Source organism: Cohaesibacter marisflavi (genome assembly GCF_963665895.2).
GTDB classification, from domain to species: domain Bacteria; phylum Pseudomonadota; class Alphaproteobacteria; order Rhizobiales; family Cohaesibacteraceae; genus Cohaesibacter; species Cohaesibacter marisflavi.
The window spans coordinates 295327-316735 of sequence record NZ_OY762534.1 but is presented as its reverse complement, the minus strand read 5'-3'; the positions used below and the strand labels follow the sequence as shown (position 1 = coordinate 316735).

21 protein-coding genes are annotated in these 21409 nt (G+C 49.6%); 5 read left to right on the top strand and 16 right to left on the bottom strand.

The window, feature by feature from the left end:
- Positions 1–55 precede the first annotated feature (55 nt).
- Genes ACKPCT_RS02515 through ACKPCT_RS02505 form a run of 3 tightly spaced genes read right to left on the bottom strand, consistent with a single transcriptional unit; the run spans position 56 to position 2984 of the window.
- A complete protein-coding gene (locus ACKPCT_RS02515; protein ID WP_319568289.1) occupies positions 56–1642 on the bottom strand; it encodes a S8 family peptidase in 1587 nt (528 codons plus the stop codon).
- A gap of 26 nt (positions 1643–1668) precedes the next feature.
- The gene (locus ACKPCT_RS02510) at positions 1669–2409 is read right to left on the bottom strand and encodes a hypothetical protein (protein ID WP_319568288.1); all 741 of its coding nucleotides are present in this window, start codon (positions 2407–2409) and stop codon (positions 1669–1671) included.
- Between the two features lie 5 nt (positions 2410–2414).
- Positions 2415–2984: a sigma-70 family RNA polymerase sigma factor gene (locus tag ACKPCT_RS02505; RefSeq protein ID WP_319568287.1), complete on the bottom strand. Its 570-nt coding sequence runs from the start codon at positions 2982–2984 to the stop codon at positions 2415–2417.
- 631 nt (positions 2985–3615) lie between these two features.
- On the opposite strand from ACKPCT_RS02505, the gene ACKPCT_RS02500 reads away from it, so the two are divergent.
- The 4 genes from ACKPCT_RS02500 (at position 3616) to ACKPCT_RS02485 (ending at position 5883) form a co-directional block, all read left to right on the top strand.
- Positions 3616–4008 (top strand): hypothetical protein, encoded by a 393-nt coding sequence (locus ACKPCT_RS02500; RefSeq protein ID WP_319568286.1) that lies wholly within the window; start codon positions 3616–3618, stop codon positions 4006–4008.
- Between the two features lie 331 nt (positions 4009–4339).
- Positions 4340–4672 (top strand): BA14K family protein, encoded by a 333-nt coding sequence (locus ACKPCT_RS02495; RefSeq protein ID WP_319568285.1) that lies wholly within the window; start codon positions 4340–4342, stop codon positions 4670–4672.
- 249 nt (positions 4673–4921) lie between these two features.
- Positions 4922–5341 (top strand): BA14K family protein, encoded by a 420-nt coding sequence (locus ACKPCT_RS02490; RefSeq protein WP_244544776.1) that lies wholly within the window; start codon positions 4922–4924, stop codon positions 5339–5341.
- Between the two features lie 266 nt (positions 5342–5607).
- Positions 5608–5883 (top strand): hypothetical protein, encoded by a 276-nt coding sequence (locus tag ACKPCT_RS02485; protein ID WP_319568284.1) that lies wholly within the window; start codon positions 5608–5610, stop codon positions 5881–5883.
- Positions 5884–5902: 19 nt separating this feature from the next.
- Here ACKPCT_RS02485 and ACKPCT_RS02480 read toward each other — a convergent pair whose 3' ends face one another.
- The 7 genes from ACKPCT_RS02480 to ACKPCT_RS02450 form a co-directional block, all read right to left on the bottom strand.
- Positions 5903–7060 (bottom strand): hypothetical protein, encoded by a 1158-nt coding sequence (locus ACKPCT_RS02480; RefSeq protein WP_319568283.1) that lies wholly within the window; start codon positions 7058–7060, stop codon positions 5903–5905.
- Positions 7061–7238: 178 nt separating this feature from the next.
- Positions 7239–8237 (bottom strand): hypothetical protein, encoded by a 999-nt coding sequence (locus tag ACKPCT_RS02475; RefSeq protein WP_319568282.1) that lies wholly within the window; start codon positions 8235–8237, stop codon positions 7239–7241.
- A gap of 119 nt (positions 8238–8356) precedes the next feature.
- Positions 8357–10177, bottom strand: a complete 1821-nt coding sequence (locus ACKPCT_RS02470) for a glycosyltransferase family 2 protein (RefSeq protein WP_319568281.1) — start codon at positions 10175–10177, stop codon at positions 8357–8359.
- 88 nt (positions 10178–10265) lie between these two features.
- The gene (glf, locus tag ACKPCT_RS02465; protein ID WP_319568280.1) at positions 10266–11390 is read right to left on the bottom strand and encodes a UDP-galactopyranose mutase; all 1125 of its coding nucleotides are present in this window, start codon (positions 11388–11390) and stop codon (positions 10266–10268) included.
- Between the two features lie 215 nt (positions 11391–11605).
- Positions 11606–13021: a hypothetical protein gene (locus tag ACKPCT_RS02460; protein ID WP_319568279.1), complete on the bottom strand. Its 1416-nt coding sequence runs from the start codon at positions 13019–13021 to the stop codon at positions 11606–11608.
- 355 nt (positions 13022–13376) lie between these two features.
- Entirely contained in the window at positions 13377–14087 is a 711-nt protein-coding gene (locus tag ACKPCT_RS02455; RefSeq protein WP_319568278.1) for a phage regulatory protein/antirepressor Ant, read from the bottom strand.
- A 389-nt stretch (positions 14088–14476) separates the two neighbouring features.
- Positions 14477–14578, bottom strand: coding sequence for an Arc family DNA-binding protein (locus tag ACKPCT_RS02450; RefSeq protein ID WP_407652473.1), 102 nt, complete (start codon positions 14576–14578; stop codon positions 14477–14479).
- Positions 14579–14750: 172 nt separating this feature from the next.
- Here ACKPCT_RS02450 and ACKPCT_RS02445 point away from each other — a divergent pair, with 172 nt between their 5' ends.
- Positions 14751–15203 carry an Arc family DNA-binding protein gene (locus tag ACKPCT_RS02445; protein WP_319568277.1) on the top strand — a complete coding sequence of 151 codons (453 nt, stop codon included), beginning with the start codon at positions 14751–14753 and terminating at the stop codon, positions 15201–15203.
- Between the two features lie 10 nt (positions 15204–15213).
- Here ACKPCT_RS02445 and ACKPCT_RS02440 read toward each other — a convergent pair whose 3' ends face one another.
- From ACKPCT_RS02440 to ACKPCT_RS02415, 6 genes are all read right to left on the bottom strand, one after another.
- Entirely contained in the window at positions 15214–15405 is a 192-nt protein-coding gene (locus ACKPCT_RS02440) for a hypothetical protein (protein WP_319568276.1), read from the bottom strand.
- The gene (locus ACKPCT_RS02435) at positions 15402–15674 is read right to left on the bottom strand and encodes a hypothetical protein (protein ID WP_319568275.1); all 273 of its coding nucleotides are present in this window, start codon (positions 15672–15674) and stop codon (positions 15402–15404) included. The genes ACKPCT_RS02440 and ACKPCT_RS02435 overlap by 4 nt, the downstream gene beginning before the upstream one ends.
- Before the next feature lie 264 nt (positions 15675–15938).
- Positions 15939–16688: a lysozyme gene (locus tag ACKPCT_RS02430; protein ID WP_319568274.1), complete on the bottom strand. Its 750-nt coding sequence runs from the start codon at positions 16686–16688 to the stop codon at positions 15939–15941.
- Between the two features lie 63 nt (positions 16689–16751).
- Positions 16752–17309 carry a hypothetical protein gene (locus ACKPCT_RS02425; protein WP_319568273.1) on the bottom strand — a complete coding sequence of 186 codons (558 nt, stop codon included), beginning with the start codon at positions 17307–17309 and terminating at the stop codon, positions 16752–16754.
- Positions 17306–18913: a hypothetical protein gene (locus ACKPCT_RS02420; RefSeq protein ID WP_319568272.1), complete on the bottom strand. Its 1608-nt coding sequence runs from the start codon at positions 18911–18913 to the stop codon at positions 17306–17308. Before ACKPCT_RS02420 ends, ACKPCT_RS02425 begins: the two co-directional genes overlap by 4 nt.
- Positions 18904–21384, bottom strand: coding sequence for a phage tail tip lysozyme (locus ACKPCT_RS02415; protein WP_319568271.1), 2481 nt, complete (start codon positions 21382–21384; stop codon positions 18904–18906). Before ACKPCT_RS02415 ends, ACKPCT_RS02420 begins: the two co-directional genes overlap by 10 nt.
- Positions 21385–21409: the final 25 nt, after the last annotated feature.

The following is a 21409-nucleotide window of genomic DNA, read 5'->3' as shown; positions in this document are numbered from 1 at the left end:
CGCCACTACAGCTTCAATCGCCGCGACACTTTACACTCCATATCATCTGGTCCACCTAGTCCGGTTCACCACCGGCAAGCGCTCTGGATACATCAAGCCTGCCATAGCCAAACAGTGGGTCTTTGCCCTGCGGCCCCAGATCCAGAGCGGAACCGGACAGCCGCTGTTTGATTTCTTCAACAGATAGCTCTGGCTCCTTTTGCAACAGCAGAGCCACAGCTCCCGAAATATAGGCCGTCGCCATCGACGTGCCCGATTGCAAGGCAAAACCGTTCGTTCCGACTGCCACCAGAATATCAACGCCCGGAGCGGCCAGCTCCACATCGTCGCCCTGATTGGCAAAGACATATAGTGCATCCTCTTCATCCGTGGCGGTAACCGCAATCACAGGCGCATAAGCGGCGGGGAATGCAACGGGCGCGTCTGCTCCTTCATTGCCAGCAGCAGCAACCAAAACGACCCCCTTCTCACTGGCCTTGAGTAACGCCATTTCCAAGAGATCGTCACGCCCACCGGCAAAGGAAAGGTTGAGGATGTCCGCGCCTTGCTGAACGGCCCAGTCGATCCCCCTCACGATATCAAAACTATCGGCAACCATATTGCCCTGCGCATTGGCCTGAAACACCTGCGCCGACAATAAAGAGACATTCCGGGCCATGCCTCGCATTCCAGACTGGGCTGCAATGATGGACGCGACAGCCGTGCCATGCTCAGGCACCAATTGCGCTTCCCCAGTCGGCTCAAAGGCCGTAAAGCGCGAGGAGACAGCGCCCGTCAAAGCGGGGTGATCGGACCGGATGCCGCTATCAATCACGGCAAGCCGAACCCCTTCCCCGCTGGCCTCCAGCCTATTCGCCTGAGCCCCGCTTTGTTCTAGCCCCAAACGGTCAAAGGCATATTGCAAGCCAGCATAGGGAACGGACGCCCGACTTTGTTCACCGCTGGATGGATAATAGAAATAGTCTGGCTGTGCACGGAACACCCGTATGTCCGTCGCCATATCCAGCACATCCCGCGGCGACATGTCTTCAGGATAGCGCAGCTTGAGCACCACCTGATCGAGCAGCTTTATTCTTGTACGCTCGATCAGATCGAGACCATAATCAGCGATAAAAGCATCAATGGCGCTGTCTGGCAGCCCCGGATAGAGCGCAACCACAAACTCGGTATCACTCGCCCATGGCTTGTCTCCAATAGAATAGATACGAGGTTTTGCCCGCGCCACGCGCAAGGTTTCGGGCAGTTGAATACGGCTTGTCACTCTCGGTGGCCTTGGCTGGCGAGCCCCTTGTTGCGGTTTACGAGGTGCCGGTCGATAGCCCTGTCTGGGAGGGGGAGCCGCTGGCGGGCGATAGTTTGCGGGCGGTTGCTGCATCTCATTCTGCCGGCGTGCCCCATCTATAATAGAGAGACCCAAGCCAATACCGAACCCGATGGCTGCCCCAGTCGCGTTGTCTCTGGAGCGTGAAGGGCGCTGTGGTCTCCGGTCCCTCGTCGGCTTTCTTATATAGGGAGGCTTTTGTTCGTACCGATCATAGGTCTGAGCAACAGAAAAGGTCGGAGCGAACGCCACCGGCAGGGCCATGAGAGCGCCAAAGATCAATGCAACACCCGTTTTTTGTCTGATTACATGTTTCATCATGCTCTCTCCCTATGAGCGGCCCAATGTTATTGACTTATGGAAACGAACTGAACCAGATCCGTATTGGCCTTCAGCCTTTCCTGAACGGCGACGTCCCCACCCTCCGGCAAAAGGTCTTTTTTGATTTGTATCTGGTAAAAACCACCCGCCTTGGGACCAGCAACGATAATGGCTGAAAGCGATTTCAGTAGCGCGTTGATCTCTTCCATGCGCGCATCCTTATTGAATGCCACAAGAAAGATAGCGACATCTTGCGCCGCCAGAGCATTGGGGGCAGCGCCTTCCGGACCGGCGGCCGTGGTAAAGGCGGACACTTGCGCGGCCTCTTTTTCAGTTCCGCGATCCATCAGACCACCAATGATGACCGCTTGCGCGACAATCACCACCGCAGCTGCCGCACCAGTCAGTTGCATGGCCGGGCTTGAGAAATTGCCCAGAAAACGCTTGATGCCCTCTCGGAAGCTTTCAAGAAACCCTATTGTGTTCCCACGGGCCCCCTCTTCTTGCGCTTGCAAACCATCGATATCAGCCAGCAGCCGATCCAGCCCACCCGGCGCCGGGGCGCCAAGCGCTGCGTGCTGTTGCTCAACCGCCAAAGCCTCCTCTTCAATCAGGCCTAGCTGCATACGCATATCCGGATGGTTTGCCAGATAAGATTCCACGCTTTGCTGGTCTTTGGCTTCCAGCAGCCCCTTTGCATACCAGGGCAGGAGTTTTTCAATTTCCGGATCATAGGTCATTTCATAGTCCTCGACGCTGCTGTTCATTTCCCTTACGGCCATCCACGATCAATGCCGGATTTCGCCAAAAGATCAGACAGTTTTTTGCGTGCATGAAACACCCGCGTTTTTACCGTGTTTTCCGGAACCGACAGAATAACAGCAATCTCCTTGATCGCCTTCTCCTGATAATAAACGAGATCGATGACTTCCCTATGCTCATCGCTGAGCCGATTGATACAAAGCCGCATCGCAGCCGCCTTATCCTGTTTAAGGGTCATCACTTCTGGCGTGTCGCTCTCATCTTCCAGACCCGATGCATATTCATCATCCAGCTCGGCGTCAGATCGTTTGCGCAGCAGGGAAAGAGCCTTGTTGCGCCCGATCGATAGAATCCAGGAAGAAACCTGAGAGCGACCTTCGAATTTTCCGGCACCACGCCACACATCAATGAAGGTCTCGTTTACAAGCTCCTCTGCCTGCGCCTCATTCTTAACAAAGCGCAGCAGAAAACGGTAAAGCCGAAGATGATGCCGCTGATAAAGCAGAGCAATGGCCTTGCGATCATTTCGCGCAATCAGCTCAAGAAGGGCAAGATCACGTGTTTCCTCTGCTCCTGACATGCAATCCTCAATCTTACTGTCATTCCTTTGTCGCTTCAGAACGCATTCGGGTTCAAAAAAGAGAATAAAAGAACTGCAAAAGCGCAGACACATTCTGACACAGCTTCCATTCCACGCCAATGCCACTCTCTCGGCGGCTCTTTTTCAGCACCAAAAGAGCCTATCAGAGGCGCCAAAAAGAGCGATTGGAGAGAAAAAAGCCCCAAACAAGCGGCCCGAAAAATTTTTTTTAAAAAAAAGTTTGGCGCCTCCAACTCGGTTTTGAAAAATTTCTGACTTTTGCCGGAACGCCAGTTTAAGCAGATTTGACAGCCTTACAAAACCTGTTTCATCGTCAATATTATCAATAACTTAGGTCGACCCAATCACAACTTAAAGGAGATTTTATTCGCAATTTCTACCGAATTTCCCTAGGTCAATTAGGTAGGGCGATAATTATTTGGACAATAGTTTTCAAGGCAGAAAAACCAAAAAGTGATCGAATTACAAATGTTTAATAAGCTTGAAAACAAATAACCCCATCCCCAAATCAGGGTAGTCGCAACGACGACGGAACAAAACAGAAGAAGCCAACTATAAAAATGCTCTCTTAAAAACAGACGAGAGCAGAACAAAACTAAGGACAAGAAAAATGAAAAACGCATATGCAAAATCAGCAGTATTCGCAGCCCTCGTAGCTGGTGTTTCCCTCGCAGCCCCTCTGGCAGCTCAGGCAAACCAGTCCGCAGCCGACCAGATCGTTCGTCAGGCTGACGACAGCATCTACATCGTTGACTATGTTCTGGCCTCCCAGAAAGACGGCAAAAACGCTCCGGTTTCCACCGAGAAAGCTGTTGTCAAAAACCTTGGCGTAGCCAGCGATGACGAAAGCACCAACATTGTTGACTACGTGCTCGCTTCTCAGAAAGCCGGCAAAAACCAGCCAGTTTCCACCGAGAAAGCTGTTGTCAAGAATCTGGGCGTAGCCAGCGATGACGAAAGCACCAACATTGTTGATTACGTGCTCGGCAACGAAAACTCATAAGTTTTCAGACAATTCAAGATAGCCATTCCCCCTGCCGCCCTTCCTCCCTGGTTGGCAGGGGAAAATTGCGTCTTCTCTCGTATGAGCCTTCATGGCCCATATGAAATCACAAAGGATCGCCACGGGCGGTCCTTTTTCTTATTTCCAGACACAAACATCTGAAAAGACGAAGACTTTCTCTCGACGAAATAAATTCGGCAAAAAATCCAATTATTTTTGAACCAACTCTCTCCCCGTTGCGACAGACATGTATAGGCGGCAAAAACAGTCGCCCCCAGTACACACATAAGAAGCAAGACTCAAGTCAGCAACACATATACGGAGAGAGACCATGTTCAAGAAATCCATCGCAACTTTCGCAATGATCGCCAGCATCGCCGCAGCTACCACCCTTGCCCTACCAGCCAATCAGGCAGAAGCTGCCGGTGGCAGAAATGCAGCCTTTGCGGTTGGCGCTATCACTGGCCTGACCTTTGGCGCCATCGCTGCAAGTGCGCATCATGGACGCCACTATGCGCCAAGCCGTTCAGCACATCGCCATTATGGCCGCCCGGCTCCATGGACACGCGCATGGTACAGATATTGTGGCGCTCGCTATCGCTCGTTTGATCCGCACACCGGCTACTATGTCACCTATTCGGGCCGCCATCGCTTCTGCCGCTAAGCAAAACCATTGCTGAAAAACAAAGGTCGCCCACGGCGACCTTTTTCTCGTAACAAGAGCATTTCACCTTCACGCTCTCAATCACGCAGCCTTGTATGGCATCAATATTGAACTCTTGTTACACTGTAGTCACTCTAAATGACCTTTTGTTTCAAAAAGTAGTCATAGAGCAACAATAATTCTGCCATTATTGGCTGCATACTAATGAGTGGAAACTTGGTCGAAATCGACCCCTTTTAGGAGCATTCGATGATTAAAAGGAAAATCTATATCTACCTGCTGGTTGCGGCGATCATGCCTGCATTGGCAATGACATTATCCATCCCCAAAGCTCACGCCAAAGACGGTCGTAACGGTGCGTTCGCTGCGGGCCTTGCTGTCGGCGCTATCGGAGGGGCTGCAATTGTATCCAGCAGCAGAAATGCTCCGCCACGCCGCTATTATCGCCCAGGCCCGCCACCGCCACGCTATTATCGGCCTGCGCCACCCCGTTACTATCGTCCGGCACCGCGACGCTATTATCGTCCGCCGCCACCGCCGCGATATTATGGCCGTCCGGCCCCTTGGACGAGCGCTTGGTATGCCTATTGCCATTCCAAATATCGCTCTTTTGATTCAAGAACAGGCTACTACACGACCTATAGCGGCTATAAACGGTTCTGCAGATAACGCACCTTGCTGACTCCATAAGGCCCTCATGTTCTGGCATGAGGGCTTTTTGGTTTCTGGCCTCTTTTCATCTACACAGCCGAAATCCACCACACAAATCAGCAAATCTGGACAATTGAGACAGATTGAATAAAGGTCTGTCTTTCAATTTAGGCGCCTGCGCTTTATACAATTGCCAATATCCTTGCAGCTTTGCTTCCACGACATCAAAAGGCAAAAACTGCATGCGTGAGCATTGATAGCCATCTGAGAAAAACGGACCGACCATGGACATTGACACGATCTTTCGAATTTTTATCACAGCAATGTTCAGCCCGCCGGGAATTGCGAACTTCGTTATTTCAACATTGCTGAAAAAACGTCTTCACGCAACGGCCGCAGCCCTGATCGCTTCGGCTGCCATGATCTTCATGAACAACAAGCTGCTTTCGCAGATCCCGGTCAGTCAGTATGTGATCATCGTCGTCTGCACAGTCGCCGCAATGATGCTCACCGCCCATTTAGCCTTTACCCTCGGCGAAAAAATCAGACGGAAGAAGTAGATTTAAGCATCCTCATAGCTCAATCAGGCTGCTTCAAATCTCTAAGCTCCTTAAGCCGCTTAGCAATATGTGGACCATCAGGTCTGATTATTTGAGCCATCTTCAGAAAACGGATACCAGCATCTATATCGCCTTTTCTTTGACTATGCGCGGCTGCTTGCAATAGATCCCTAGGAGTGAAGTCGAAAAAATTGCTTCCTAACACTCTGAAAACGGCCGCGAAAATTTCGCCGATTTCGTCTTTATTCCAGACATCTGTCGACTGTTCTGGATACTCGGAAAAGTCAGACGAAAAGAACTCAGGGAATTCGCATTCTTTTAGACGAGTGGCTAGAGCGGCATTGCCTTCTCTATAGTGATTGTAGAAATCTTCAGCCTCTGCTCTGCTCGGTTCCATTTTGCGCTTCGGCAACTCAAGAGAATCTATCAAAGAAAATAGTTTGGCCTGGTTATCTGCGCCAGATCCAATGAGAAGATGGCCTAGCTTGGCTTGAGTGCTGGTCTTGCCCACATTGCGCCATGCCCCGGGTTGGTAGTTTTCAATCCCTAAAAGCGCAAAGAAGTCCGCAATTGTGTCACCTTTCAAAAGGCGGGATTGATCAAAACAGCGTACAGTGACCGCATCATCACCCATAACATCCATCCACATGCCAATGCGCTTATTATAATCAAGATAATAATCAAACCGCTTGTCATAGGCAGGCAACGAAGCTATGTCGTTACCCCACAGGTCATATTCCGCGTGTCGTGATGTTTTAGACCCTTCCTGGGCATGAGAAATGATATGTTGGTCCTGTCGTCGCAAATAGCAGATCACTTCGATTTCATCAAAAATCTTCGACAATGCCTTATGCAGTTCCTCAATATGTTTCTTTTCAAAGAAAAAAGAGAAATTCTCCGAAGAAGCAACGATGTCCTGTTCATATTGAGAGAGTCTTGAAACCAGCCCTGCCAGATTGGACAGCCTCGCGCCTTTTGGAACCACACGATCTGCCTCAACATATTCAATCCAATCGTGCAGATCCGGGAATCCATCCCATGATCCATTCTGTTTTTCATAAAAAAACTGAAGCCCATTGGCTACCAATGCTTCTGCATTGTGCATCAAGGCAAATTGGATAGATGTGGTTCCGGTCTTGTGTGAACCGATATGGAGATATAGCTTACGTCCTGCCATTGTATTCTCTTACTGAACTAGTTTAATGGTTCATCATTCAGTCGCTATTCCAGATCTGAGCCTCATAATCAGCTATATGCACAACAAGGGCACAAATCATAAGGGTCAATTACTTAAGGCTCTGCACTAGGAAAAGACTTAAGATTTTCTTTTGAAGAAAAGTTTCTCTCAGATTGCTTTATTCGATGAAGTCCCAACTCTGTTCTTTATGGGCCTTTTTTACCATCTGCATGAAAATACGATTCATGCGCTTCTCAAAACGATAGTTACGTGCAAGCCTTTCCGCATGAGGAATAGTCTCGACAGCAGAAGAATACTTCAACAGATCAACACCATACCGTTCTTTCAAACGAGCATTGGAGTTTTGGTAGCGAGGCAAGATGCCAGCCATCGGCTCGGGTACATATTTTTCTTTAGCAGGAGCGATATCCAATTGATTCAATGCTCGCGTTAAATTCGCTCGCCGCATCTTTGGATAAACAATCGAAAAGCGTCGAATAATCTCCGCCATTTCATGAGAAATAGTTGTGTTTCGCCTCACATCAGGGAACTCAAATGTTGCATTAACTCCAAACAACTGTGAAAAATTCTTCACCAGTTTGTTTTCTGCTTTCACAACTTCAAAATCAAGGACTGTGATATTATCACGACCATAGATGTCAGACCATAGATCGGCAATTCTATCAAACTCGGCACGCTTCACAATTTCAGGATCGTTCAGAAAATCTCCGAACGTTTTTCTCAATCGCCGACCTGGCTCTTTCATAAATTGCAAATATAGAGATTCCAGAAATTTATCCTGCCTACGAACACATAAAACGACCTGAACCTGCCCCAACTCTTTTAGAAAAGAAAGCTTTTGCGGAATGATCGGATCAGGAACACTGAGCTCTTCTTCAGATATTATAAAAGTAGAACACTTTGACTCTGCGATTTCTTGTCGGGCGAGGCCTTCTATGTCGACCCCTTGCCACATTGCCCCCCTATTTTTACCGTCCTGAGACAAATAACCTAAATTATAGAATCCAAGATGCTTGTCTAATGTCGGGTGTAAACCAGTTTCCAAATAATGAATTTTCTGCTGCTTGAGCTTGTCTCGGCTTTGCGCCATTGCATATTGAATGCTCGAAGTACCGGTTTTGTATGTACCGATATGAACAACTATTTTTTTATTCATTATACGTCACCCACAACAAAAGTTAGCAACTAACTCCAAAACGACAACCAAGCGACAGAGAACCGAACTAGTCTATGCGTTAAAAAACAACGTCATGTAAGAAAGGATCTTGCGCGTAGTCAGTCTTCCAAAAGTACTTTTTTCCAGAAACTCTTATGCAGTTCTTTATCTTTCATGCGTTCATAGTCCGCAATTAAGCCATTACGAGCTTTGGTGAAAGCGCGCATATTTTTGAAGAAACGCCAAAGGTTTTTGAAATAACGTGGTCGATCAATCTTGCATACATAGCCGTTTTTATCAGAGCGATCCATTGTAGCAACCACTGGGCGCAGAAAGGTTTCCCATGGAGCAGCCCTCGCACTCAAAGGCATCCGACGTCCTCTTGCAAAGAAGAAGAAGGGTGGAAGAATATGACCACACAAAGTCAGTTTTCTTAAGATATAGGCTTTACGGAACCGACCTATACCTGGATTGATTAACTGGATATGGCCAATATCAATATTTGGCGTAATGGCCTCATTCTTTGTGAGTTCCTTAATCTGGCTTCGCTTGTCCGACATATCCATATCATCGGTCCAGAACTCAGGCCCTTTCAGAACATCTTCGATAGCAATATTGATCGCTTCAGCGGACTCATAGTGATATGAAGAGTTATAGCGATCAAAATATCGCCAAATCATCATGAAATCGCTCCAAAATGAATGACGCAGCATTGGGAATGTCAAATGCTGAATGAGATGATACCTGGCATCAAGGTAGTTAATAAGAGGGGTCTGCTTGACCTCAAAATCTTCCTGAATAGACACCACACCCGGCATAGTGATGATATTGAAATCATTAGCCAACGAAAAATAAATATCGTCTCCACGCACAAAGAACGGGAAGGTCCAATTTGTTACTTCGGAAATGGGGAAGCAAAAATACCACCACCCACCGTATCGATTTTTGTGTGTTTGCTGATTTTCAAAAGCACATTTGATAACATTTGAGAACAAGCGCAAGTCAACCCTATTATGCAAAGGAATACAGCGCTTGTTAAACAGAGCGGAGTTCTCCCACATCATCCATTTGTGGGTCTCCGCGATCATGGCGCCACTGATGGCTCGCTTCGGGTCATTGCTATAGCGCAAAGCAGCCAAGGTCCGCCTCAAGCTTTCAGGGAAAATGGTGGCATCATCATCCATGAACAGGACATGGCTCGATAGATTTCCTTCCATCGCTTCGAGGAGCCCACGAGAAAAGCCACCTGCACCACCATAATTCTTGTTCTTGATGACCCGGCCGCGGGAGAAGCTGATTTCGTCCGTATCACCGCCGTTATCAATCACCAACAGCTGGAACAGGTCAGCGATATCTTCATTTTCCTGAAAATAGGCATCAAGCCTGTCCGATGTGCTCTGAACGGCATCGTCGCGTTTGAAAGTGGTGATGACACCCGTAATTGTCGCGTCATTCAGCACAGGCCCTTCGATGATATAGTCTGCGGAAACAACCGTGACTTCCGTTTTGGCATAAACCTGCATGAACAGGAGGCCTATGCCATCCAGAAGGGGAAGATCAAACTCAACTGTTTCGAGCTCATCATAGTCAAAGAGGGTATGGATCAATTGTTCCCAGCTGGCTTCTTTCTTGGCCATATACATGCGCAGGATGCCTTCACCCTTGATCTTGATCCTGATCTTCAGTTTGTGATCAGAACTTACATCGTAGCAGTGTAAAGGGAATACGTTATAATACCCATCAAATATCAACGAGCTCTCTTTAAAACAATAGTAAGTGCCCAAATTGGTGTCATAGCCGGCTTGTCCTTCACAATGGTAAAACAGATCCACCTCAGAGTTTACTGAAGGATCCGGCGCTAAGAGCTTTTGTGCAACAAATTCTGTTGGTCCCGCTGCCAAATTGTCCAAAGCTGTAGAACTGCAAATAGATTCACTCATTTATTTAATTCACCTCTGAAATGACGGCATGCTCCTTGTCATGACCGACATATAATATATTATTTAGGCGATAGCTGGACAAACAGCTTTAGGCCTTCCGGGAAGCCAGGAATTCCTCGGCAACAGTCAATGCCCGGCCGATTGTGACATCCATATCGAGATACTGATAGGTGCCCAGGCGCCCAACAAATGTCACACCGTCTTCATTCGCTGCGCGTTCCTCGTAAGCTTCGAGCAATTGTTTGTCATCAAGCCGACGAATTGGATAATATGGGATATCATTTTCACCACAACTACGGCTGAATTCCTTGAACGCAATCGTCTTTTCAAACGTCTCCGCTTCCCATGGCGCAAAATGCTTGTGCTCGGAAATACGCGTGAAAGGCACTTCCGGATCGGGATAGTTCATCACGGCTGTGCCTTGAAAATCGCCTTCTGCGTGGATCGGCTCAAAGTCCAGAGTCCGATAGCTCAGGCGTCCGATATCATAGCCGAAATAGCGGTCGAGAGGGCCGGTATAGAAGACGTGATCAAAGTCTTCTTCAAGGCTCTCGTAGGAACAATCAAGCCGAACCTCGATATTGTCATGCGCCAGAATACCGTCTACGATTTTGCTGTAACCATCCTTGGGCATACCCTGATAGGGGTGGTTAAAATAGTTGTCATCATAGTTGAAGCGCAGGGGCAAGCGTTTGAGGATCGATGCAGGCAAGGTGCTTGGCTCTACACCCCACTGTTTGCGGGTATAGCCATCGAAAAAGGCCTTATAGAGGTCCTCTCCGACAAATTTCATACCCTGCTCTTCAAAGCTTTGCGGCTCTTCAATGTCTGATCGGGCCTGACTAACGATAAAGGCCTTGGCCTCATCCGGCGACATAGCCTTGCCGAAAAACTGGTTGATGGTGTGCAGGTTGATTGGCAGCGAATAAACCTTGCCCTTCACGGTGGCCTTCACCCGATTGACATATGGCATCATTTCGCCGAAACGATTGATATAGGCCCAGACTTTTTCATCTGCAGTATGGAAGATATGCGGGCCATATTTATGAACCATCACACCTGTTTCTGCATCACGTTCAGTATGGCAATTGCCTGCCGAATGGCTGCGTTCATCAATCACAAGGGTGCGATAGCCTTTATCTGCCAGCTCGCGCGCAATCACAGCTCCGGAAAAGCCGGCCCCGACAATGCAAATTCTAAGGTCAGATCCCATCCAAACTACCTTTCAAAAAAATTTATCAAAATTATCAAAAACCATTGCGCAAACTGCTACAAATTTTAGTCCCGAAATGCAAGCTTTGGATCACCGTGTTTTTGATTAGTACATCGTTGAAGCTGCAAAACCGATTGATCCGCCATTTTCTTGAAGACAAATGCAACCGACGCATGCAAACGAGTTGTAAAAGCCAATTTGTGCCCAAACTATGGTCAACGCTGCAAACTTATAAAATCATCCAGCACCTGATAGTTCGGTAGCGGAAAACCATCACGTTCATATCCCAGAGAAGCTGGTGAAAAGAGGAAACCGAGATACCAGGGAGCTTTATTTCTCTGTAATTGACGTGTTCTAGGCCGCCTCTGCATAAAACCATAAGTCGCTCCATGTACGTCATACTTTCGGAAAATATCGTCAGCCTTAAGCAAGAAATGGTCAATGAACCAGGGGCGTGATGCCAAGAAATCATCCCATTCTGCTTTGGAAATCTTGGTGTCAAACTGGCAGCCATTCCCGCGCTGAAATACATAGCAGACCAGATAGTCGTGGATCGGCAAAAATGGATCATAGCCCCAACGCCCAGCAAAAGCCGCACCCAGTCGATCATCGCTTTCAATCGCCCGTCTCTTTTTCCAAACATAGGTATATTCGGTCACGATAATGGGTTTTGCCGTTTGGTAGCGCGCATATGCCAAAGCACTTTCAATTTGCTCAAGCCGCGTTACATGCGTATGCAAGTCCACCCCATCCACAAAAGGGGCGGCATCGGCATAAGCGAACAAAGCACGCGTGGCAGACTGATCCTGCATTTTACGAGAATAAAGCTGCGTAAATGATCCCATATACAGCGCCACCTGATCTCGCAATCCTTTGCGAACCAGATAGGCGTGAACATGTTGGGTGACCCTTTTGTAAAACTCGACCATGGGTATCCCGCCATAGCGTGGATTAAACCGCCAGTCTTCTTTTTTGGTATCGACAAAAGGTTCATTGCCACTTGTAATAATGCTCGCTGATGGAGCAAGAATATCAAGAACATGGGTATCAAGAAACGCAAACAGATCCCTTTCTTCTTGAGATCCGGGCAAAGGAGGAGCCATATCGGCGTGCTTAAAACTCCACTCAAGGCTCAGAATGGCTCTTTTCCCATGTTCTCTGGATGCCGCAATAAAGGATGCCCACTTATTCTCTATCCTCTGCCTCGGCTTCATCTCGCCTGAAAGAAAGAGCTTACGATATCTAAGCACCTCCATCGTCCCTCGATAGGTTTCCACCCCAGCGCGACGGAAGAGAGGGGCATCAAATCGCTTCGTGGCACGATTTTCCATTTGTCTGGGAAATTCATTGAGATTGACACCAGTGAAATGCTCAAGAACAGTACAGCTTCCATAGCGATATTCTCGCCCCGGAGACATACGCCCATTTCGGCATGTGCGTTCCAACGCATATTGAGAGCATGAACCACCTTCATGCACGCTAGGCACCTTGAAGAAAATCGCGCTTTCGCCATCCCGCATGACTTGGGGGCCAACAGAGCAGCTACCGGGAGACGCTGCAAATCCTGTGTTTGATAGCATCAAGAAAAGACAGGAAACAATAAATGATGAAATATATGACTTTAAAACCATGACCGAATCCAACTCTCGTTGCCAACAAGAAGCTTCAACACCAAAAGACCAGCTCTCTTTCTAGTCAGCTTGAAAGCCCCACCTCTTTCTATACACCCAGAATATGGCATGGCTTCCTTTTCGATCGTCAGGAAAACACATACATCGCATGAAGGAAATGGAAATTTTGGTACGGGCGGCGGGAATCGAACTAAAGTATAAATATCTGATTTCATTGAATTTAAACAATTTCATTTTTCCAATTGATACCCATTTTGATACCCACTTTGATACACAGATGGTGCGGGAAATAATTTAACAGAAAATTACACCATTTTCCGAATAAAAGAAAGGCCGCCCGAGGCGACCCTGTTTCCTACTCTGCTGCGAACAAACTGGAGTATTTCTCTGCCAGCTTCGCCATACCCTTTGCCGTTATCCTGACTTGCTCGGTGATTTTTGATCGACCGTCAGATGTAGTGACCTCCGTCACCTTATGTTCAAGCAACCCCTGTTGCACTTTGTCTGAGTAACCGATCCAGTGGGCGCCACCGACGCGACGATAAATCCACTTCATTTCCCGCAAGTCCGAGAACAGATCTTTTGGCCGTATGCCAAGCGCCTTGGCTGCATCGGTAATGCAAAAAGTTCCATCGGCCTTTGTCAGATGCTCGTAGGAGGCAGCTAGCGGCTTGAGCTCTCCGTTTTCAGCTTCCAGACGAATCACCTTCTCTACATTGTCCAGAAGCAGCGACCGAAGCTGTGCCGGATCCTGAAGGGCTTTCACTGGGTCGCTCTGCTTTGCTTCAAGTTCTTGCCACCGATCGATGATCCGGGCAGTGAACTCGGGTGACAGATTGGCGACGAGATTTAGGCTTTCGGTTTTATTAAGCCGGAAAATCTTGCGGGTGTCCACCCTCCCCTTACCGCTTGTGTATGGCTCCTCAATTTCAGGAGCCAAAATAATACCCTTGTCCTTCAATCTTCTGGCGACAATCATCACGTTGTCGTGGCGCTTGTTGCAAAGCTCGGCGATTTCAACCGTTGTCATGGTCATTTCAGGTGAAATATTTGTCAGGTTGTTCATGCTGCTGCTCCTGTTACAAATGAGCCAAAGTTGAGAAAGCTGGAAAGAGTCAGTCTTGAGGCATGTTTCCCGCGGGAAACTTGATGATCAGTGCGCTTGAGGGATTTTAAGGCTACCACCATCAGCTCAGGGCCCGGGTGGCTTGTCCTTTTGAGTTCGGCAAGAGCGTTGAGGTCCTGTCCGTCACGTTCGCGGAAGGCTGGAATGTTGTCTCTTGTTAGGAAATAATGAAAACCAAGCCTGTCACAGGCATGGATATACTGCCGTGCCTTGATCTTGGCACGGTCTTCAGCTATGCTCGTTTGCATCTTAAATCCTTATTGCTCTAGGGTGTTTAAGTTTCTGAAAGCCTCGGTGTGCCATCACTGGGGCTTTCTTCGTTTTGGGGATCATGACACAGCCTGTTCCAAGCTCTTCTTGAGCCTGTAGATGATTTCCGAATTTAATGAGCGCTCATTTATCGCAGCCTCAATTTTCAGTTCTTTTCGCATACCATCCGGGAACCGGACCATATACTGGTCTGCCGCTCTTCCTTGATTGTGCATGTTTTGCTCCTTTCTAAATATCGCCTAATGCGATAAGTCTACATATATCCTTAGGATAGTATTGCGTCAATACATTTTATATCCTAATGCGATATTAAGTTTAAATCGGAGGAAAACCATGGTACAAGACAGTCCCAGTAGGAAGCTGGAACAATACATCGTTAGGTTCCCAGACGGTATGAGGGACCGTATCAAGGATGCCGCCAAGCAAAATGGCCGCTCCATGAATGCCGAGATCATCCATCGCCTAGAGGGGAGTTTGGCAATTGAGTACCCGGGCGAAGAGGCTGAAATAGAAGAAATCCTGCAAATGGTAGAAGATGCAGCTGTGAGCCTAGCCTCGGAACCGAAGACCAAGGAAGAGGATGTTGCAATGACAATCGCCGCTCTTGAAGACTATGAGAAGAGGGAGATTAAATCGCGGGAGATTATTTCAAAAAGCATTCAGGCTCTAGAGAATAATGCCCGCTTCAAGCAACACGCCTTTGCTCATCTAAAAAAGCTCCTGCAGGAAGACCCGGAGGGATTGAGCAAACACTACAAAGACAATCCTGATTTCGGAGCGTTTTAAGGCTTTGTCCTTATTTGTCCGCCTTGCCATCGAGCTTTTCTTCGATTCTGCGAAGGCTTTCAAATATGCGCTTCATGGCTTCGGAATAGCCTTTGATGCGCTCTTCCAAAACCATGACTTTTGCTCTGAGCATAAAGTGAGAGCCAGCGACCGTGACAACAATCCCGCCGATATAAAACAAATCCTTCAAATCGCCAGTCACTTTCCATCCTCCGCATAGAGCTGCCTTACTTGATTGTAGAATTTCACCGTGTCGCGGTGCTTGCTTCGGCAGAGGGCCAGAAACTTCCTTTGAGTGGCAAGCTCGATCCGCACGTCGCGCCCTGCCCTTACGCCTGGATCATCACACAGCTTGGCCAGATCAGCAGGCAACACCGGCAGGGATGGGTCAAGGCTATCGGATTTCGGACAGCCGCCGAGCATCGGCAGGAGAAAGAACACAGCTGCCAGCATCTTCCAATTGGCTTTCATAATCCTCAACCTTCTGTTCGAGAGTAGTTGCTTCTGCATCGCGTTCATTTGCTCGCTCTACAGCCGTTTCAAGCGCCTCTTTGTGTATCTGAAGGGTTCGCTTCAGATTTTCATTCTCCGCTTCCAGCGCCGCTGTCTGGCAAGCCTGAGAGGCGTTTGAATGTCCTTTCCAGTAAGCGACGGTATGGGAGGCAAGGAGAACCGCGAAACCAGCGCATGCAAGGATCACACGCCAGTTTGAGAAGAGGGAGAGAATGAAGCTCATCACAGACCATCCATGCAGAGGGCTTTCTCTCGCGCGCGGCGATTGACCAAGCCACGAATGACGCGGCCACCTGCTTTGTTCCACCAGCTTAGCGCCTGACACCCGCCCTTGATGTTGCCGACATTCAATCGGCGTGTCGCAGTGCTGCGCCCGATCGCATAAACACCGGCGTTATAAGCAAGGCTCACATAGGCCGTATCGCGCTTGGCAGTGAGGCGTTGCTCCTTGGTTGCAGCCGTGAAGTATCGATGAAGCTTGGAGCGGTATTCCGCCACTTCTGCCCGTAGCAGATCCCGACACTCTGCCACCGTCTTACGCATACCAGGATAAACACCCCGCGTGGATCCGCTGCAGATCGTCCAAACACCAACAATATCCTTGTAGGCAACGAGCCGCTCTCCTTCCTCCTGGGCGATGAATGGCACGGCCACCGCCAGCGTGTCCTTTTCGCTAACAGGCGCAGCGAAGACGCGACCAGCCAAAAGGATAGCAAGCAGGAAAACAATCAGAGCGATTCCGGCAATGCGGATCCACTCGCGCACCATAGACAGCTTTTGCCGATAGACGCGCCCGACAAGGCCTGCAACTAAAAACAGCACGCCAAGCCACCAAGCCACGGCAGGGTCATAATCGCGCCCCGTTACCGCATACCAGAGTTCAGGGACAATCATCAGAAGCAGGCCGATAACCTGCATCCAGAAAGAAAGTGATGTAGCGACAACGCGCCGCCAGTCATTTACGAGTTGCATGGGTTTCTCCATAAAAAAAGCCGCCTTGCGGCAGCTGCGGTCATTTCAAAATGTGGGGTTGGTTTAGGCTGGCCAAGTGGGCGTTGGCAGCTCGGCCAAAAGTTCATCGACTGTGGGCTGTGTCCGCTGCCCAGATTGCACAAGATCAAGCTGTGCGTAGGCATAGAGCCATACAGCATCACGCCATGCGACCATTGCAGCCGCCTCTGCGGCCCATTGTTCATTGGTCGAACTGACATATGTGCTCATGGTTGCCGCGCTGTCATACAAGCGAACCTTGGCGGCATCATCGAGCATGGCCTGAATGGCGTTGGTGTAGTCTGCCTGTGTCAAAGGTACCTGACCAAATACAGTCCCGTCCCAATAGTCGCCAATTTCTGGCGTAGTGTCGCCATCTTCTAGCTGGATGACGGTTAGGCCAGCCGGTGATAATGCGGTGATATCTCCTGCCACTGAGCAGACGCGTCCAGTGTCATCCACCGCCACAAAAATTCCCGTCAAATTCTGGAGGGAATACCAGTCTTCCTCATGCTCATTCTGATAGAAAACCGCCCCGATCTTTTTTAAAGATTCACTAACTTCAGAGGGCTGATATATCTGAAACGTTCCTAGATTTTTCATACAGATACCTCACTAACCGTGTACCAAGTTCCGTTGACGCGCTTCTGCACAGGCCTTGCTTGCACAGAGGTGGAGCCTTTTATATTGGTCATGACAAATCCACTGGCGAGGTTAAGACCTGAAATATAGTTTGCTGGGTCTTGGCTGTATTGTGCTATCGCCCCGAGACGGACATCTGAGACATAGTCAGCTCCGCCAGGTATAACCAAAGCCTCTAGGTCAGATGCTTTGGCGTAATAGTTGCCATGCTGACCATCTAGCAAATCGGCATTCACGCCTTTACCAGCGCCGTAATCTGCCTTGGTCACGACATCGCTTCCGAGCACTTTCATGCCACCTTCAGAGAACTCGGCAACTTCCGTTGTATTGACAGATTCCCCGCCTGTTACGCCGGATGCAAGCTCAACAGTGAGTTTTGAGCCTGTCGTTGCGTCCGAGTTATGGACAATACGTGCCGAGTTGCCATCCTGTTCAGGTATACCGGCTTTATGGTTGAAAGTAATGTTGGCGTTGCCCTGCCCGTCATTGACAGTTAAGGCAACGCCGCCAGACCCACGCCCTGAAACAAGGTTTCCACTGGTAGAGTATTCGCCGGTACCAGCATCTTTATTTTGGAGTGCATTAAAGGTGTTGGCGCTGGCTAAAACAACCGAACTCGGCAATCTGGCCTCTGGAACCGTGCCCGCATTCAAGTTGCTCGCGTTGCGATAGAAAGCTGGAAAACTCCCTCCGAGTTTGGCTGCGTTAGTCGCATTTGACACATTGTCAGCAACAATGGTTATAGTGCCATCGTCCTCGGTAATGGCGACACCGTCACCCGCTACTACGTTAGTGGAGCCGAACATAACAGACCAACTACCCCACACGCCTGACAAACACAGCCTATAGTATTTTATATTACTACCGTTACGCCACACCAGTTGTTCAAGATTGTGGTTACCAAACTGTCGGATGAGAATTTTCCCATACGTTGAGCCAAACGGCAGAGAAGTGACGTTTGTTGTTGTTGGGGTGAAATTATAACTACCGGCGGGAGTATCAGTTGCATTCACGTCAGCAATATTCGGACTAAAGCCAACGTCAGTCTGGCCAATTCCATAGTCGCCGATCGTCACTTTGGTTGCCAAGGCAGTGGTCAATCCGGCAATATCTGCGATTTCTAGGTTAAACGCACTGGTAACAACAACCCAAGCCCCGGCTCCACCATTAGCATTGGGGTTGTACACCACGTCATAAAACCCACCAACGTTGATGTCCCCAGCCACTAGAGCCCGTTCGCCGTTTTCGTCTATAATTGACACGCGCTTGGCCCCGAGGCCATCAACGTTAAGTGTGGATTTGGCGTTAAAATCCACGTTAGCCTTAAACGTAACGCGCAGCCCTTTTTTAAGTTGCGTGAACCCCGTGTTGGTAGCAAGCGCGTGCACTCCGCCTGACCCAGACGACAACAAATCGCCAGACAAATCCAGATACATCCTGGCAATCTGCGCCATCATATCCCGAGCAGAATCGTTGACATCTGCCGGGCTCATCCCTTCGGACCAGTCAGAGTTGCCCTGAATAGCGTTGCCAGCAGCTTCTGTTGACCAATTGTCTACGCCCATTTGCGTCTCCATTTCTTATGAAGTTTGAGGCCCTTCCCAACAAGTTTGGAGAAGGGAATGCCAACCAGATTGGTGAGCCAGCCAAGGAAATTGCCCTTTGGCAGATAACCGGCCTCATAGGCCATCTGCCGCGCCCAAGGAGCGGTCAGTTTTGCGATGATCCGCGTTGCCTTTGGTGAGCGCTTCATGAGGCGCACAACAGGCGCGGCCCAAGCGCGATAGCCCCGAATGATGTCCGTATCTTTTCGGGCGGTCATCCGGCCCCATTTCTCGTCCGCTTCCCAGAGCGCCTTTGACATATAGCCTTGCCGGTAGAGTTCCGAGCAAATGATGGTGCCGCCGCTGCTGCTGCTGCTGCTATCGTCGTCCTCATCATCCCCGCCAAAGAGGCCAGAGAAGAACCCACCACCTCCAGAAGATCTTCCCGAAGAATTGGAATTGCCGCTATCAGCTGAACCGCCGCGACGGGTCGTGTCTTTGGCCGTGGTTTGCTGCCTGCCTGTGACCGTCTTTCCTTTGCCCGAGAAAGCATCACTGAGATCATCAGTGAAAGCATCAAGCAGGCTTTTGAGTTCGCGCCCTTCGCTTGCCGCCTTCTCTCTGTCCCATGCCATCTGCGCGGTCTGGTCGGTCTGGCTATTGCTGTCCCAGAAATCGCCCCAGTTGCCGCTTTGGCCCACTTTGGACAAGCCGCGAGAAATGCCGGTATCTGTCGCATAGGTCATACCGCTTGGCCCGACATAGCCGCCAGAGACGAAATCACCGACCCGGTTGGAAACAGGCCCATCAATCGCCTTGCCCAACGCATAGCCGCCCAGAGCGCCCAGAGGCCCCGCCACAGCCCCGCCAAGTGTTGTGGTAACAAGGCCCGTCATTTTCTTCGCGGCCTTCTGTGCAGCCAACGTGGAAGGCTGGGGCTTAGATTGAGGCAGGGTGTCCAGCGTTTCCGGAAGCGTGTAATCGGCCACAGGCTGTGAAACCGGCTCAACAGGCTGATAATCATCATAGAGCGGCTGCACATCGCCAACCAGGTCAATAGGCGCCACAGGCTTGCTCTGGGGCAGAGTGTCAAGCATATCTGGCAGCTGATGAGTGGATACAGAGCTGGAATAATCGCCTGGAACCGCAGCTGCGTCCGCCACGTCAAAGGCATTGCCCACGCGCTCATCCGCCAATCGGCTATACATCTGCGGTGTTGCGTCCTGTCTGAGAGTGGTTTCTCGCCATGTCTCTGCTGGCACTGAGGCGAATGCATCGTCGATCCGATCAACGGGATCGCGCAAAGAAAAGGCCCCAGAGCCAGAGGCAGAGGGACCAGAACCAAAATCAATATTTCCAGTGGCCGAGATATCGGGCGGCGCGTTGATGCTGTCCAGCTGATCCAGCAAGCCCGCGCGCTCCAGAGACGCCAGAGAACTCGAAAGCGTGTCGTTGCGCTCACGATCGAGCATATCCACTTCCTGATCCCTGTCTTCAGCCGCCCAGAAATCATTATTCCCGCGAATGGAGATATCAGGAGCAACCGGACCGCCAAAATCATCAAGAGATAAATTCGGAAGAGAGCCGGAGCCCTGCCCCATTGGCGTATCACTCACACCATAATCAACCCCGCCGCTCATAGAGGGCAGATCATCAAGCGCAAAAGCATCAACCCGCCCCAAGGGAGCGGCAGGAAGTGAATTCGCACCTTCCATGGAAAACAGATCATCAATCGCAGCAAGTCCCTGCGCGGGTTCCTGAGCTGGACTATAAACAGGCATATCCTGAAGGGTATCGAAGCCGTCTATCTGGTCCAACGCCCCCATGACAGAATAGTCTTCCTGCGTTAGAGGCTTGGAGCGGGGCATGCTGTCGAAATACTGCAAGCCGTCATCAAGAGCCAAGATATCCGCAATGTCGTTGGTGATCGTTTCAGGATAGGCAGACTGTTGCTCTGCATCGAGATAAGATGTGTCAAAGGGCGAGAGAATATCCAGTTGTTCCAGATCGCCGAGATACTCCGTTGGCGTGATCGTGTCATAGAACTGGTTGGCGTAGCGGTCGCGCTCTCTAACGGAACGAGATCCTTCCATCTGGTTTTCAGGTGCGGGACTTTCATAATCGTGCAGTATGGTTCGTGTGGCTTCCTTTAGCGTATCGTCTACTTTCAGATCGCGCAAAACGCCATTGTAATTGGTTTGCAACTCATGCTTCAGAAACCCGTAATTGGCTTCATAAGAAGTTGGGTCAAGGCCTTTTTCTTTCGTCCAAGCCTCAAACTGCCGGCGCCTCGGACCAGTCCACTGAGCATAACCATACCCTCCCCTTGACCCGCGAACAGTCGGGCTTATTTCCTGCAAGGTCTTGAAGCCAGCACTCTCATGGGCAAGATTACCAACCAAACCGGCAGCCTGCTCCTTGGTCAATCCAAGATCCTTTTGCAGGTTCGTCATTAGTCGTTCTGCAGTCAGGTCTGTGTTTTTTGACGCCATAGTCTATGGTCCTACTAAAAAAGGC